The sequence below is a fragment of the Pseudomonas sp. Yb2C2 genome, from assembly GCF_052112325.1.
Classification (GTDB): Bacteria; Pseudomonadota; Gammaproteobacteria; order Pseudomonadales; family Pseudomonadaceae; genus Aquipseudomonas; species Aquipseudomonas marginalis.
The window spans coordinates 283275-297347 of the sequence record NZ_JAVAJK010000004.1 but is presented as its reverse complement, the minus strand read 5'-3'; the positions used below and the strand labels follow the sequence as shown (position 1 = coordinate 297347).

The following is a 14073-nucleotide window of genomic DNA, read 5'->3' as shown; positions in this document are numbered from 1 at the left end:
CACTATTGCATGTTACAGATTTTGTCGATGCATTGGCTTGTCTTGCCAAGGCTCTTTACTAACAGTTGGGTAGTGAGCGCCACATTAGAGAGTTCGCGCGGGTACTCTCTGAATTTTTCAGAGTCCATGCCTTTACTTGATGATTTCAGCGCCCGCGCGAGGCGGTTTTTTTTATTTTCGATATAACTTGAATGCTCCGCCAGCATGGCTAATACAGCAGGGGGGGCGACGGCAGGCGTGCTGGCTTTCGAGCCTTCGAGCATTGACGCGAAGAAACTTACATCCGTGCTGGATATTGAGTTTTTCTGTGTAACATCAGTGCCTCCGCGACGCTTATTCAGCGTTGAAAAATCAAATGCTTCTATCTGCATATAGGGCCTGCGGTATGGGGGGCTGAAGCAGGTTGGTGATAATGGCGGATGCCGCATTTGCGATTTAAGCTCATATGACACCTCCCCGGCTAATGAGCCAGGGAGGTGGTCCTGTTACGAGCGGATTTCTTTAGCAGCGGCGTACAAGCCAGTGATCATCTTTGCCTTCAAGCTCTCTTGGAAAGTCGCCTCTGCGACGGCGGCTGCGCGATCAGACGCGGAACCTGCACCACCTCCACCACCAGCTACCCCATCGGCATCACCGAGCATCGAGGCGTTGTTGTATGCGTTTGAACCGTATGAATTACTACCGGATATACCAGCCATAATAAGACTCCGAGTTTTATGTTTTGAACGTTGATTCACTTGTCGTGAGTCAAGCTTCGTGGATGTCTGGAACTTTTTGTAACTTGAACCAGGCTGTGAGTAGGTGGTTCATGGGGCTAAACCGTTCCAAATAGGTTTGTGGCTATTTGTTTCTATATATGTGGTTTTTGAGTTGGATGGATGGGGGGCTGGGTATTTAATAGTTCCCTTTTTCTTCAGGACAGTGGGATGTCCAATTTCTTCATCCTGTAGTACAGCGTGCGTTTTGCCATACCCAATTCAATCGCCACGGTATCCACGCAATACAGGTGGCGGTGCAGCGACTCTTCAATCAAGGATTTTTCAATGTGCTGCAGGCGTGTCTTAAGGTTCACCTGGGCATCCTGCAGCTCGCTCACTGAGGTTGAAAACGGTGGCAGGCCCAGCACGAACCTTTTGGCCGTAGAGCGTAACTCCCGAACATTACCCTGCCAGGTGTGGCACAGCAGTTGTTGCAGCAGCCCGTCGGAGGGCGGCGGGGCAGTGCGTTTGAACCGGTGGGCTTCCTGCTGAATCATCTCCAGGAACAACGGGATGATGTGCTCTCGCCGATCACGCAAGGCTGGAAGCTGGATGTTGACGACATTCAGACGGAAGTACAGGTCGCGCCTGAAGGTTCCGAGTTCGACCATCTGGTGGAGCGATTGTTGGGCAGACGCGATCACACGCATGTCCACCGGGATGAAGCGGGTTGAGCCCAGGCGCTCTACCCCCCGCGACTCCAGCGCGCGCAGCAGTTTGGCTTGCAGGTTCAACGGCATGCTATCGATCTCATCGAGGTACAGGGTGCCGAGATGGGCTGCCTCGATAAAACCGGCACGGGACTGGATGGCGCCGGTATAGGCACCGCTGTTGACGCCGAACAATTGGCTTTCGGCGAGGCTATCAGGAATAGCCGCACAATTGACCGCGACAAAATTGCCCCGCCGGGTCGATAGGCGGTGAACCCGCTGCGCCAGGGTATCTTTGCCAGTGCCGGTTTCTCCCAGCAACAGTATGTCTATATTGAGGGGGGCCGTGCTGCTCAGTGTGTTTTCAATATCCGTGTCTTCGAAGAGTGAAGTATCTTTTTCATTTTCTCCAAGGGTGGAGACCGACATCGAAGAGTTCTCCATTATCGCTCGACTTCAGTGTTGAGAGGACAGTCTATGCTCGTCAATCAGGAATGAGGGTATAGAACTTATACTGGGATATTGACGTAAGTGTGGGCCGGAATAATGTAGGAAAACCCCGGCATTATTGAGGTTAAATTGTGCAACTGCCTGGCTGCATTAAAGGCGGAGGGGGGTAAGTAGGGGAAGTCTGGTAGTGAAGTGTGAACGATGCTTGTCCTATGTTAGGAAGTTTCACCTACAAAAAAGCCGATGCAGTGCATCGGCTTTTTTATTTGTCGTAGACTTCGCAGGTAGCGTTTACACGTTAAAGCGGAAGTGCATCACATCGCCATCTTTAACAATGTATTCCTTACCTTCCAAACGCCATTTACCCGCTTCCTTGGCACCGGCCTCACCCTTGAACTGGATAAAGTCGTTGTAGGCGATCACTTCCGCGCGGATAAAGCCTTTTTCAAAGTCGGTGTGGATCACACCGGCAGCCTGTGGCGCAGTGGCGCCGACTTTTACGGTCCAGGCGCGGACTTCTTCGACACCGGCGGTGAAGTAGGTCTGCAGGTTGAGCATTTCGTAGCCGGCGCGGATCACACGGTTCAGGCCAGGCTCTTCCAGGCCCAGGGCCTCAAGGAACATGTCTTTTTCTTCGCCGTCATCCAGCTCGGCGATTTCCGCTTCAATCTTGTTGCACACCGGCACCACGATGGCGCCTTCTTCGTCGGCGATGGCCTTGACCACGTCGAGCAGAGGGTTGTTCTCGAAGCCGTCTTCAGCGACGTTGGCGATGTACATCACTGGCTTGGTGGTCAGCAGGTGGAAACCCTTGACCACGGCCTTCTCGTCAGCGCCCATGGTCTTCATCAGGCTGCGTGCCGGCTTGCCCAGGGTGAAGTGCGCGATCAACTGTTCCAGCAGGCCTTTCTGGACCACTGCGTCCTTGTCGCCGCCTTTGGCGTTGCGTGCGACTTTCTGCAGTTGCTTCTCGCAGCTGTCGAGGTCGGCGAAGATCAGTTCCAGGTCGATGATCTCGATGTCGCGTTTCGGGTCGACGCTGTTGGAGACGTGAATCACGTTCTCGTCTTCAAAGCAGCGGACCACGTGGGCGATGGCATCGGTTTCACGGATGTTGGCCAGGAACTTGTTGCCCAGGCCTTCACCTTTCGACGCGCCGGCTACCAGGCCTGCGATGTCGACGAACTCCATGGTGGTCGGCAGGATGCGCTTGGGATTGACGATGGCCGCCAGTGCTTCCAGGCGCGGATCGGGCATCGGCACGATGCCGCTGTTGGGTTCGATGGTGCAGAAGGGGAAGTTCTCCGCCGCAATACCGGACTTGGTCAAAGCGTTGAACAAGGTGGATTTGCCGACGTTGGGCAGGCCGACGATGCCGCAATTGAATCCCATGGTGTTTCCCCTCGGAAAAAAGTCAGGCCTTCTGGCTGTGCAGGTTTTTCATCGCGCGGTTCCATTCACCGGCGAAGATATCCGGCAGCACGCCGAGGGCAAAGTCGATGCTGGCATCGAGTTTTTCCTGTTCGGCGCGTGGCGCACGACCCAGGACGAAATTTGAAACCATACTGGCGACGCCTGGGTGGCCAATGCCGAGCCGCAGGCGGTAAAAATTATTCTGATTGCCCAACTGCGCGATGATGTCGCGCAGGCCATTGTGCCCGCCGTGCCCGCCGCCGAGCTTGAGCTTGGCAACGCCGGGTGGCAGGTCCAGTTCGTCATGGGCCACCAGGATTTCTTCGGGTTTGATCCTGAAGAAGCCCGCAAGCGCCGCTACAGCCTGGCCGCTGCGGTTCATGTAGGTGGTGGGAATCAACAGACGAACATCCTGACCCTGATGCGAGAAGCGTCCGGTCAGGCCAAAATATTTGCGATCGGCCACCAGGTTTACACCTTGGGCGTGGGCGATGCGCTCAACAAAAAGGGCCCCCGCGTTATGCCGGGTCTGTTCGTATTCGGCGCCTGGATTTCCCAGGCCAACGATCAGTTTAATGGCAGTCACGACAGGGGCCCTTCCTTTGGAGTTGTGGATAACATCGCTACACCCGCGTGCGGCGAAAGTGGACGACAAGAGATCATTTACTCAAGAGTAAACGCCGCGTTATCGCCCGCTTTCTCGCTACGTTTCGGTCCGCGATGTTTCCTCAAGCTCCGGCAATACAGAGTGAATTACTCTGCAGCGCCTTCTTCAGCTTCTGGAGCAACGCGTGGAGCGTGTACGTTTGCAACAGCTTTGTCATCACCGTGAGCCAGTGCGACAAACTCAACGCCTTTAGGAGCCTTGAGGTCGGACAGGTGGATGATTGCGCCGATTTCCAGAGCCGACAGGTCGACTTCGATGAACTCAGGCAGATCTTTCGGCAGGCAAGTCACTTCGATTTCGTTCAGGACGTGAGAGATCTCGCCGCCTTTCTTGACCGGAGCTTCTTCACCAACAAAGTGCACAGGCACGATAGCGGTCAGTTTCTGGCCGGCTACGACTCGTACGAAGTCAGCGTGCAGAACGTGACCCTTGGATGGGTGACGTTGCAGGGCTTTGATGATGACGTTTTGCTTTTTGCCGCCAACGTTCAGTTCGATAACGTGGCTGTAGGCCGCATCGTTTTCGAGCAGTTTGGCAACTTCTTTAGCCAGCATGCTGATGGATTCAGGGGCTTTGTCGCCACCGTAAACTACAGCTGGAACCAGGCTTGCGAGACGACGCAGGCGGCGGCTCGCACCTTTCCCCAGGTCGGAACGCACTTCAGCATTCAGAGTAAAATCGTTCATGTTGTATCTCCAAAATAACCACATTCGCCCCAGCGTTTGCGACCAGCGCTAAAGGCGATATGGGCAAAAAAGCCCCGCCCCAACAGTATGCTGGGGCGGGGCGCTTTTCGTCAGTGAGGTGTTCCGAAGGTTTGACCCTTAGCGGAACATCGCGCTGATCGATTCTTCGTTGCTGATGCGGCGAACCGCTTCGGCAACTACCGGTGCAATATCCAGTTGACGGATACGCGCACAGGCTTGAGCGGCGGCGGACAACGGGATGGTGTTGGTCACCACCAGTTCGTCCAGCACAGAGTTCTCGATGTTCTCGATCGCTCGGCCCGACAGCACAGGGTGTGTGCAGTAGGCGAAGACTTTTGCAGCACCGTGCTCTTTCAAGGCTTTTGCCGCGTGGCACAGGGTGCCGGCGGTGTCGACCATGTCATCAACCAGAATACAGGTACGCCCTTCGACATCACCGATGATATGCATCACTTCAGAGTGATTGGCTTTCTCGCGGCGTTTGTCGATGATCCCAAGATCAACGCCCAGGGATTTGGCAACGGCCCGTGCACGCACGACGCCACCAATGTCCGGGGACACGATCATCAGGTTTTCAAAGCGCTGGTCTTCAATATCGTCCACCAATACTGGCGAACCGTAGATGTTATCTACCGGAATATCGAAGAACCCCTGGATTTGGTCAGCGTGCAGGTCAACCGTGAGCACACGGTCGATACCTACCACGGTCAGCATGTCAGCAACGACTTTCGCGCTGATAGCCACACGTGCGGAACGCGGACGGCGATCCTGGCGGGCATAACCAAAGTAAGGGATTACAGCTGTGATTCGAGTCGCTGAGGAGCGGCGGAAGGCATCAGCCATCACGACGAGTTCCATCAGGTTATCGTTGGTCGGAGCGCAGGTCGGCTGGATAATGAAGACGTCTTTACCGCGGACGTTTTCATTGATCTCGGCTGTAATTTCGCCGTCGGAGAATTTACCGACAGAGATGTCACCGAGAGGGATATGCAGCTGACGTACGACACGTCGAGCCAGATCGGGGTTGGCGTTCCCCGTAAAGACCATCATCTTGGACACGCGCAGTACCTAGAGGCTGAGGGTAACCTGGATGAGTATTAGAAAATGGCAGGGGCGGCTGGATTCGAACCAACGCATGGCAGGATCAAAACCTGCTGCCTTACCGCTTGGCGACGCCCCTGTATCTGTTGCAACGAGTACCCAGTACTCGATTCCTTTTAAAGCAGACTTTGCAGCTTGCGATGCAACATCGAAACGTTGCTTCCTTTTGCTACAAACCCTGTAAGGGTCTCTGTAAGAAGGGCCGAGACTTTATCAGCTTCAGCTTTGCTTGGGAAGCCCCCAAACACACAACTTCCAGTTCCGGTTAATTTTGCTTCGGTAAATTTACCTAACAAATTCAAAGCGTTACGTACTTCTGGATAACGCCTTGCTACAACCGGTAAGCAGTCATTTCGACTGTTTCCCTTGGGAACGGGGCGCACTTTAATGGGAGGAGAGTTACGTGTCAACAGCGGATCTGAAAAAATTTCTGCTGTACTTACAGATACTTGCGGGACAAGCACGACATACCACGGCTCTTCGGGGTATTCCGGGGTGAGTTTTTCCCCCACGCCCTCAGCAAAAGCGGCGTGTCCACGCACGAAAACCGGGACGTCGGCGCCCAGCGTGAGGCCCAGCGCAGCCAGGCGATCATGGTCCCAGCCCAGTTGCCACAAATGGTTCAGACCCAGCAGTGTGGTCGCTGCATTCGAGCTGCCACCACCGATTCCGCCACCCATGGGCAGAATTTTATCGATCCATATATCGATGCCCTGGGAACAGCCGGACTGCTCCTGGAGTTTTTTCGCGGCCCTCACGATCAGGTTGCTGTCGTGGGGCACGCCTTCGAATTCAGTGTGCAGCTGGATCACGCCATCGTCGCGCAGGGCGAAGGTGAGCTCATCGCCGTAGTCGAGAAATTGAAACAGTGTCTGCAGCTCGTGGTAGCCGTCTTCACGGCGACCGAGAATGTGCAGCATCAGATTGAGTTTGGCAGGAGAGGGCAGGGTCAGTTTTTGTACGGCCACGTTATTGCCCCAGCTTGCGCGGTTGCCAGTCCTTGATCACCAGCGTGACGTCAAGGTCGGTGCCATGCAGCTTGATGCGCTCTGGCAGCCAATAACCGCCCTGTTCCACGTAGCTGAGGTACTCGACCTGCCAGCCATCCTGTTCCAGGGTGGCCAGGCGGCTGTCACCGTTGAGGCTCAGGCGGCTCTTGCTGTCCGGCGCGGGCAAGCCGCGGACCCACCACACCAGGTGCGAGACAGGCAGTTTCCAGCCAATCTGCTCTTCCAGCAGCGCTTCGGGCGAGGTGGCCTCGTAGCGACCCTGGTTGGCGACTTCGAGGCTGACTTGTCCCGGGCGGCCGGTCAGGCGCGCGGCGCCGCGCCCCAAGGGGCCGGACAAGCGAATGTCGTAGTAATCCTGGCGTTGCAGCCAGAACAAGGTGCCGCTGCCGGAATCTTTCGGTGCGCGAACCCCGACTTTGCCTTCGATCTGCCAGCCGTCGATGCTGCCGAGCTGATCCTTGTGCTGCTTCCATTGCGCCGGGTTGCCCTGGCCCTCAACGGATTCGCGGGCACCGAAGCCCGCGCAACCGGCGAGCAGGGCGATGAAGCTGAAAACGATAACGTGGCGCAAGAACATAAGCTTAAAGGGTCTCGGATCCGGTCAGGCGCTTGATGGTGCCGCGCAGGATGGGGCTTTCGGGTTGTTCCTTGAGGAATTTTTCCCAGATTTGGCGGGCTTCGCGCTGCTTGCCATTGGCCCACAGCACCTCGCCCAGGTGTGCAGCGACTTCCTGGTCGGGGAAGCGCTCCAGGGCCTGGCGCAGCAAGCGTTCGGCTTCGTCGAGGTTGCCCAGGCGATAGTTCACCCAGCCCAGGCTGTCGAGTACGGCCGGGTCTTCCGGGTTGAGCTTGTGCGCCTGTTCGATCAACGCCTTGGCTTCGTCATAGCGCGTGGTGCGGTCGGACAAGGTGTAGCCCAAGGCATTCAGGGCCATGGCGTTGTCCGGGTCGCGCTTGATGATCAGGCGCAGGTCTTTTTCCATCTGCGCCAGGTCATTGCGTTTTTCCGCCTGCATGGCGCGGGTATACAGCAGGTTCAAATCGTCGGGGAATTGCAGCAAGGCCTGTTGCAGCACCTTCCAGGCGCGATCGCCCTGATTATTGGCTGACAAGGTCTCGGCCTGGATCAGGTAAAGCTGGATCCCGTAGTCCGGTTCGGCATCCCGTGCAGCGGCCAGGCGTTTTTCTGCCTCATCGGTACGCCCGTTGCTCATCAGGATGTCGGCCTGGCGCAGTTGGGCCGGCAGGTAGTCGTTGCCTGGGCCGACCTGTGCGTATTCGAGCAGGGCGGCCTGTGGGTCGCTGCGCTCTTCAGCGATGCGACCCAGGTTCAGGTGCGCCGAGTCGACATGGCTTTCGCGCTCGATCAGCTCTTCCAGGTAACCCTTGGCCTCGTCCCAGGCCTTGGCTTCCAGGCACACCAGCGCCAGGGAGTAACGCAGTTCATCGTCATCGGGGTATTGCTGGAGCAGGTTGGCGAACTGCACTTTGGCGTCCTCCATGCGGTCCTGCTCCACCAGGGTGCGTGCGTAAGTCAGGCGCAGGCGCTTGTCGTCCGGGTATTTCTTGATGCTTTTTTCCAGCAGTGGAATCGCTTCCTTGCCGCGGTTGAGGTTCTGCAGCAGGCGCGCGCGCAGCAGAATCGGCGCGATCTCGCCGTCTTCCGGTGGGTTCTGTTCCAGCAGTTTCAGTGCGGCTTCGGCTTCATCATCCTGTTGCAGCAGCAGGGCCTTGCCGAATATCAGTTGGCTGTTCTTCGGGTGTTTTTGCAGCAGGCGGTCGAAACTCTTCATCAGGCCATTGCGGGTGTCCTGGTCGGTGTCGGCAGCCGACAGCGCAAGGAAGTCGAAATGGGTGTCGCCCTTGCCTTGCAGGACTTTCTCCATATAGACCATGGAGTCGTCATAGCGCCCGGCCCGCGCCAATTGAATGGCGGCTGCGCGCTGGGCTTCCAGATCGTCCGGCGCGTTCTTTGCCCAGATCAGCGAAGTATCCAGCGCGGCCTGATCGGCCCCGAGGTACTCGGCAATGCGGAACGCCCGCTCGGAAACTCCCGGATCCTGGGTGTTGATGGCCTGGGTCACGTAGTTATCCAGCGCAATATCGAAGCGATTGCGCTGGCCGGCCAGTTCCGCACTGAGCAGGCTGAACACCGTTTCTTCACTGAACGAGGAATAAACCTTGGGCTTTTCAGGGGCGGGTGTGCTGTCTTCCACCGGCGGTGTACCGTCCGGCGACACGGGTGCCATGGCCTGGCAGCCGCTGAGGAAGACAAAAGCAAGGAGCAACGCGGAAGATCTATTCATATAGGAAGAGGACGACTAACCTGCGGTCGGATCATCATGACACAAGCCTTCGGCCAAACATAACCGAGTCTCAATTGATGCGTTTATAGGCACAAGGCATTAGGACAATAGACGACGGTGGTTGTTCTGAATCTTTCGAAGTAGGACAATTGTCGGCTTCCCGACATCATCAGCGATATTGAATGGCCTTCCTCGCACTCGGTATTAACCACAAGACTGCTTCCGTAGACGTGCGCGAGCGCGTGGCGTTTACGCCAGAGCAGTTGGTTGAGGCCTTGCAGCAGCTCTGCCGTCTCACCGACAGCCGCGAAGCTGCGATCCTTTCGACCTGCAATCGCAGTGAGCTTTATATAGAGCAGGAACATCTTTCAGCGGATGTGGTACTGCGCTGGCTGGCCGATTATCACCATTTGAGCCTCGAAGACCTGCGCGCGAGCGCCTATGTGCACGAAGACGATGCGGCAGTTCGTCACATGATGCGCGTGGCATCCGGCCTCGATTCGCTGGTGTTGGGCGAGCCGCAGATCCTGGGCCAGATGAAATCCGCCTACGCCGTGGCGCGCGAGGCCGGCACCGTCGGTCCGCTGCTGGGCCGTCTGTTCCAGGCCACCTTCAATTCCGCCAAGCAGGTGCGCACCGACACCGCCATCGGTGAAAACCCGGTGTCCGTGGCGTTTGCCGCCGTCAGCCTGGCCAAGCAGATTTTCAGCGACCTGCAGCGTAGCCAGGCGCTGTTGATCGGCGCCGGCGAGACCATCACCCTGGTTGCCCGCCACCTGCATGACCTGGGCGTAAAGCGCATCGTGGTCGCCAACCGTACCCTGGAGCGCGCCAGCATCCTCGCCGAACAGTTCGGCGCCCATGCGGTGCTGCTGTCGGACATCCCCGCCGAACTGGTGCGCAGCGATATCGTCATTAGCTCCACCGCCAGCCAACTGCCGATCCTCGGCAAGGGCGCGGTGGAAAGCGCGCTGAAACTGCGCAAGCACAAGCCGATCTTCATGGTCGACATTGCCGTTCCCCGGGATATCGAGCCCGAAGTCGGCGAGTTGGACGACGTTTACCTCTACAGCGTCGACGATCTCCATGAAGTGGTCGCCGAAAACCTCAAGAGTCGCCAGGGCGCTGCCCAGGCGGCTGAAGAGATGGTCAGCGTCGGCGCCGAAGAGTTCATGGTGCGCCTGCGTGAGCTGGCGGCGGTGGATGTGCTCAAGGCGTATCGTCAGCAGGGCGAACGCCTGCGTGATGAAGAGTTGATCAAGGCCCAGCGCCTGCTCGCCAACGGCAGCAGCGCCGAGGAGGTGCTGATGCAACTGGCCCGCGGCCTGACCAACAAGTTGCTGCATGCGCCCAGCGTACAATTGAAAAAACTGACTGCCGAAGGCCGCCTCGATGCGCTGGCCATGGCCCAGGAACTCTTTGCCCTCGGTGAGGGCGCGCCCAGCTCTTCGGATAAAAAATCGCAATGAAAGCGTCACTGCTCAATAAACTGGACGTGCTCCAGGACCGTTTCGAAGAACTGACCGCCTTGCTCGGCGACGGCGAAGTCATTTCCGATCAAACCAAGTTCCGCGCCTATTCCAAGGAATACGCCGAAGTTGAGCCCATTGTGGCCACGTACAAAAATCTCACCAAAGTGCAGGCCGACCTCGAAGGCGCCCAGGCGCTGCTCAAGGACAGCGACCCGGACATGCGTGAAATGGCCGTGGAAGAAGTCCGCGAGGCCAAGGAAAAGTTGGCCGAGCTGGAAGGTGACCTGCAGCGCATGCTGCTGCCCAAGGACCCCAACGACGGGCGCAATGTGTTCCTTGAAATCCGTGCCGGCACCGGCGGTGATGAAGCGGCGATTTTCTCCGGCGACCTGTTCCGCATGTATTCACGTTATGCCGAGCGTCGCGGTTGGCGGGTCGAGATCCTGTCCGAGAACGAAGGTGAGCATGGCGGCTATAAAGAAGTCATCGCGCGGGTCGAAGGCGACAACGTCTATGGCAAGCTGAAGTTCGAGTCCGGTGCCCACCGTGTGCAGCGGGTTCCCGCGACGGAATCCCAAGGTCGCATCCACACCTCGGCCTGCACGGTGGCCGTGTTGCCCGAGCCGGACGAGCAGGAAGCCATCGAGATCAACCCGGCCGACCTGCGGGTCGACACCTACCGCTCGTCGGGCGCCGGTGGCCAGCACGTCAACAAGACGGACTCGGCGATTCGTATCACTCACTTGCCGTCGGGCATCGTGGTGGAGTGCCAGGAAGAACGTTCCCAGCACAAGAACCGTGCACGGGCCATGTCCTGGCTCTCGGCCAAGCTCAATGACCAGCAGACCAGCGCCGCCGCCAACGCGATTGCCAGCGAGCGCAAATTGCTGGTGGGCTCGGGCGACCGCTCCGAGCGCATCCGTACCTACAACTTTGCCCAGGGCCGGGTCACCGACCACCGGGTCAACCTCACCCTTTACTCCCTGGACGAGATTCTCGCTGGTGGCGTGGATGCGGTGATCGAGCCATTGCTCGCCGAATACCAGGCCGATCAGCTGGCGGCGATAGGTGAATAAATGACCATTATCGCCAGCCTGCTGCGCGCCGCCGACCTGCCCGACTCGCCCACGGCGCGCCTGGATGCCGAGTTATTGCTGGCAGCGGCCTTGGGCAAGTCCCGTAGCTACCTGCACACCTGGCCGGAAAAAATCGTCAGCAGCGAACACGCCCTGGTGTTTGCCGGCTACCTGCAACGCCGCCGCGCCGGCGAGCCGGTGGCCTATATCCTCGGTCAGCAAGGTTTCTGGAAGCTGGACCTGGAGGTCGCGCCCCACACGCTGATCCCGCGTCCGGACACCGAGCTGCTGGTGGAAGCGGCCCTGGAGTTGTTACCGGCCACACCGGTCAAGGTCCTCGATCTCGGTACTGGCAGCGGCGCCATCGCCCTGGCCCTGGCCAGCGAGCGTCCGGCCTGGCACGTCACGGCCGTCGACCGCGTGCTGGAAGCCGTGGCGCTGGCCGAACGCAATCGCCAGCGCCTGCACCTCCATAACGCCACGGTGCTCAACAGCCATTGGTTCAGCGCCCTGGCAGGCCACGCCTACGACCTGATCATCAGCAACCCGCCCTACATCGCCGCCAACGATCCGCACCTGGTGGCGGGCGATGTGCGTTTCGAGCCGGCCAGCGCCCTGGTGGCGGGCCATGATGGCCTGGACGACCTGCGGTTGATCATCGCCCAGGCCCCGGCCCACCTGAACGTCGCGGGTTGGCTGCTGCTGGAGCACGGTTACGACCAGGCTGGCGCGGTGCGCGACCTGTTGCTGAGCCAAGGCTTCGAGCAGGTGCACAGCCGCATCGACCTTGGCGGTCACGAACGCATCTCCCTGGGACGCTGGCCGTGCTGACCGATCAGGAGCTGTTGCGCTACAGCCGACAGATTCTGTTGCAGCATGTCGACATCGACGGCCAATTGCGCCTGAAAAACGGCCGTGCGTTGATCGTCGGCCTCGGTGGCCTGGGTGCCCCGGTGGCGATGTACCTGGCTGCCGCGGGTGTCGGTGAATTGCACCTGGCGGATTTCGACACCGTCGACCTCACCAACCTGCAACGCCAGATCATCCATGACACCGACAGCGTCGGGCAGGCCAAGGTCAATTCGGCCATGCGCCGCCTGAGCGCCCTCAACCCCGAAATCACATTGGTCGCCCACCCCATCGCGCTGGATGCCGATACCTTGGCGGCGGCGGTGGCGGGTGTGGACGTAGTGCTCGATTGCAGCGACAACTTCTCCACCCGCGAGGCCGTCAATGCCGCCTGCGTGGCGGCGTCCAGGCCATTGATCAGCGGCGCGGCGATTCGGCTTGAAGGGCAACTGTCGGTGTTCGATCCACGTCGTGCCGAAAGCCCGTGCTATCACTGTTTATACGGGCACGGCAGCGACACTGAACTGACCTGCAGCGAAGCGGGTGTGGTCGGCCCACTGGTGGGCCTGGTCGGTAGCCTGCAAGCCCTGGAGGCCCTGAAACTGCTGGCGGGTTTCGGCGAGCCGTTGGTGGGACGCTTGCTGCTGATCGATGCGTTGACCACACGTTTTCGCGAATTGCGGATCAAGCGTGATCCCGCTTGCAGTGTCTGCGGGACGCAACATGGGTAAGGACGCGCCAATCGGTGTGTTCGATTCCGGTGTCGGCGGCTTGTCGGTGCTGGACGAGATTCAGCAATTGCTGCCCCATGAGTCCCTGTTGTACGTGGCCGATTGCGGGCATATCCCCTACGGCGAGAAAACCCCGGCGTTCATTCTTGAGCGTTCCCGGTCTGTCGCCGAATTTTTCCGCGAGCAGGGCGCCAAGGCTTTTGTGATCGCCTGCAACACCGCAACCGTGGCGGCCGTCGCGGATTTGCGCCAGGACTACCCCGATTGGCCCCTGGTGGGCATGGAGCCTGCGGTCAAACCCGCCGCGGCGGCCACGCGCAGTGGCGTGGTCGGGGTGCTCGCCACCACCGGCACCCTGCAAAGCGCCAAGTTCGCCGCGTTGCTCGATCGGTTTGCCACCGATGTGCGGGTGATCACCCAGCCGTGTCCGGGCCTGGTGGAGCTGATTGAAACCGGTGATCTGGACAGCCCGGCCCTGCGTCAGTTGTTGCAGGGCTATATCGACCCGCTGCTCAGCGCCGGCTGCGACACCGTCATCCTCGGCTGTACCCACTATCCCTTCCTCAAGCCGCTTCTGGCGCAGATGCTGCCTGCCAGCATCATCCTCATCGACACCGGCGCTGCCGTCGCACGTCAGCTCAAGCGTTTGCTGGGCGAACGCGACCTGCTGGCCCTCGGCGATCCTGAGCCTGCACAGTTCTGGACCAGTGGCGATGTGTATCACCTAAGAAATATCCTACCGACACTATGGAAACATTCTGCAGTTGTGCGAAGCTTCGGGTCGTGAAAATTTCGTGAAATGTCGCTGAACTTCTGAGTGTGCGTCAGCTTCTATAGCGAGATGGCCTGTAAAAAATCATACAACTTTGTTTTCAAAGGACTG

The 14073-nt window shown here is 58.7% G+C and carries 14 protein-coding genes and 1 tRNA gene; 5 read left to right on the top strand and 10 right to left on the bottom strand.

Annotated elements, in window-relative coordinates:
• Positions 1 to 2 precede the first annotated feature (2 nt).
• The 10 genes from Q8X51_RS07690 to Q8X51_RS07645 all read right to left on the bottom strand — a co-directional run bounded on the left by Q8X51_RS07690 (position 3) and on the right by Q8X51_RS07645 (position 9062).
• Positions 3 to 371, bottom strand: a complete 369-nt coding sequence (locus Q8X51_RS07690; protein WP_323145762.1) for an EscI/YscI/HrpB family type III secretion system inner rod protein — start codon at positions 369 to 371, stop codon at positions 3 to 5.
• 542 nt (positions 372 to 913) lie between these two features.
• Positions 914 to 1837 (bottom strand): sigma 54-interacting transcriptional regulator, encoded by a 924-nt coding sequence (locus Q8X51_RS07685; protein WP_323145761.1) that lies wholly within the window; start codon positions 1835 to 1837, stop codon positions 914 to 916.
• Between the two features lie 312 nt (positions 1838 to 2149).
• Positions 2150 to 3250, bottom strand: a complete 1101-nt coding sequence (ychF, locus tag Q8X51_RS07680) for a redox-regulated ATPase YchF (RefSeq protein WP_065924046.1) — start codon at positions 3248 to 3250, stop codon at positions 2150 to 2152.
• 22 nt (positions 3251 to 3272) lie between these two features.
• Positions 3273 to 3857: an aminoacyl-tRNA hydrolase gene (gene pth / locus Q8X51_RS07675; RefSeq protein ID WP_010213318.1), complete on the bottom strand. Its 585-nt coding sequence runs from the start codon at positions 3855 to 3857 to the stop codon at positions 3273 to 3275.
• Positions 3858 to 4024: 167 nt separating this feature from the next.
• A complete protein-coding gene (locus tag Q8X51_RS07670) occupies positions 4025 to 4624 on the bottom strand; it encodes a 50S ribosomal protein L25/general stress protein Ctc (protein ID WP_027606889.1) in 600 nt (199 codons plus the stop codon).
• A 138-nt stretch (positions 4625 to 4762) separates the two neighbouring features.
• Complete coding sequence (locus Q8X51_RS07665) at positions 4763 to 5704, bottom strand: ribose-phosphate pyrophosphokinase (RefSeq protein ID WP_003171603.1); 942 nt, start codon at positions 5702 to 5704, stop codon at positions 4763 to 4765.
• Positions 5705 to 5750: 46 nt separating this feature from the next.
• A tRNA-Gln gene (locus tag Q8X51_RS07660) sits at positions 5751 to 5825 on the bottom strand.
• A gap of 37 nt (positions 5826 to 5862) precedes the next feature.
• Positions 5863 to 6666, bottom strand: a complete 804-nt coding sequence (gene ispE / locus Q8X51_RS07655; RefSeq protein WP_205885421.1) for a 4-(cytidine 5'-diphospho)-2-C-methyl-D-erythritol kinase — start codon at positions 6664 to 6666, stop codon at positions 5863 to 5865.
• Between the two features lie 49 nt (positions 6667 to 6715).
• Positions 6716 to 7333: a lipoprotein insertase outer membrane protein LolB gene (gene lolB, locus Q8X51_RS07650; RefSeq protein WP_027606887.1), complete on the bottom strand. Its 618-nt coding sequence runs from the start codon at positions 7331 to 7333 to the stop codon at positions 6716 to 6718.
• A 4-nt stretch (positions 7334 to 7337) separates the two neighbouring features.
• Complete coding sequence (locus Q8X51_RS07645) at positions 7338 to 9062, bottom strand: tetratricopeptide repeat protein (protein ID WP_407693097.1); 1725 nt, start codon at positions 9060 to 9062, stop codon at positions 7338 to 7340.
• Positions 9063 to 9244: 182 nt separating this feature from the next.
• Between Q8X51_RS07645 and hemA the strand changes: the two genes are divergently transcribed.
• The 5 genes from hemA to murI are packed head-to-tail and all read left to right on the top strand — an operon-like array spanning position 9245 to position 13977.
• Positions 9245 to 10531, top strand: a complete 1287-nt coding sequence (hemA, locus tag Q8X51_RS07640; protein WP_053131843.1) for a glutamyl-tRNA reductase — start codon at positions 9245 to 9247, stop codon at positions 10529 to 10531.
• On the top strand, positions 10528 to 11610 hold the full coding sequence (gene prfA / locus Q8X51_RS07635; RefSeq protein ID WP_027606884.1) for a peptide chain release factor 1: 1083 nt from the start codon (positions 10528 to 10530) through the stop codon (positions 11608 to 11610). The genes hemA and prfA overlap by 4 nt, the downstream gene beginning before the upstream one ends.
• Positions 11611 to 12441, top strand: a complete 831-nt coding sequence (gene prmC / locus Q8X51_RS07630; RefSeq protein WP_137212623.1) for a peptide chain release factor N(5)-glutamine methyltransferase — start codon at positions 11611 to 11613, stop codon at positions 12439 to 12441.
• Positions 12435 to 13190, top strand: coding sequence for a molybdopterin-synthase adenylyltransferase MoeB (locus Q8X51_RS07625; protein WP_407693098.1), 756 nt, complete (start codon positions 12435 to 12437; stop codon positions 13188 to 13190). Before prmC ends, Q8X51_RS07625 begins: the two co-directional genes overlap by 7 nt.
• Positions 13183 to 13977, top strand: coding sequence for a glutamate racemase (gene murI, locus Q8X51_RS07620; protein WP_407693099.1), 795 nt, complete (start codon positions 13183 to 13185; stop codon positions 13975 to 13977). The genes Q8X51_RS07625 and murI overlap by 8 nt, the downstream gene beginning before the upstream one ends.
• Positions 13978 to 14073: the final 96 nt, after the last annotated feature.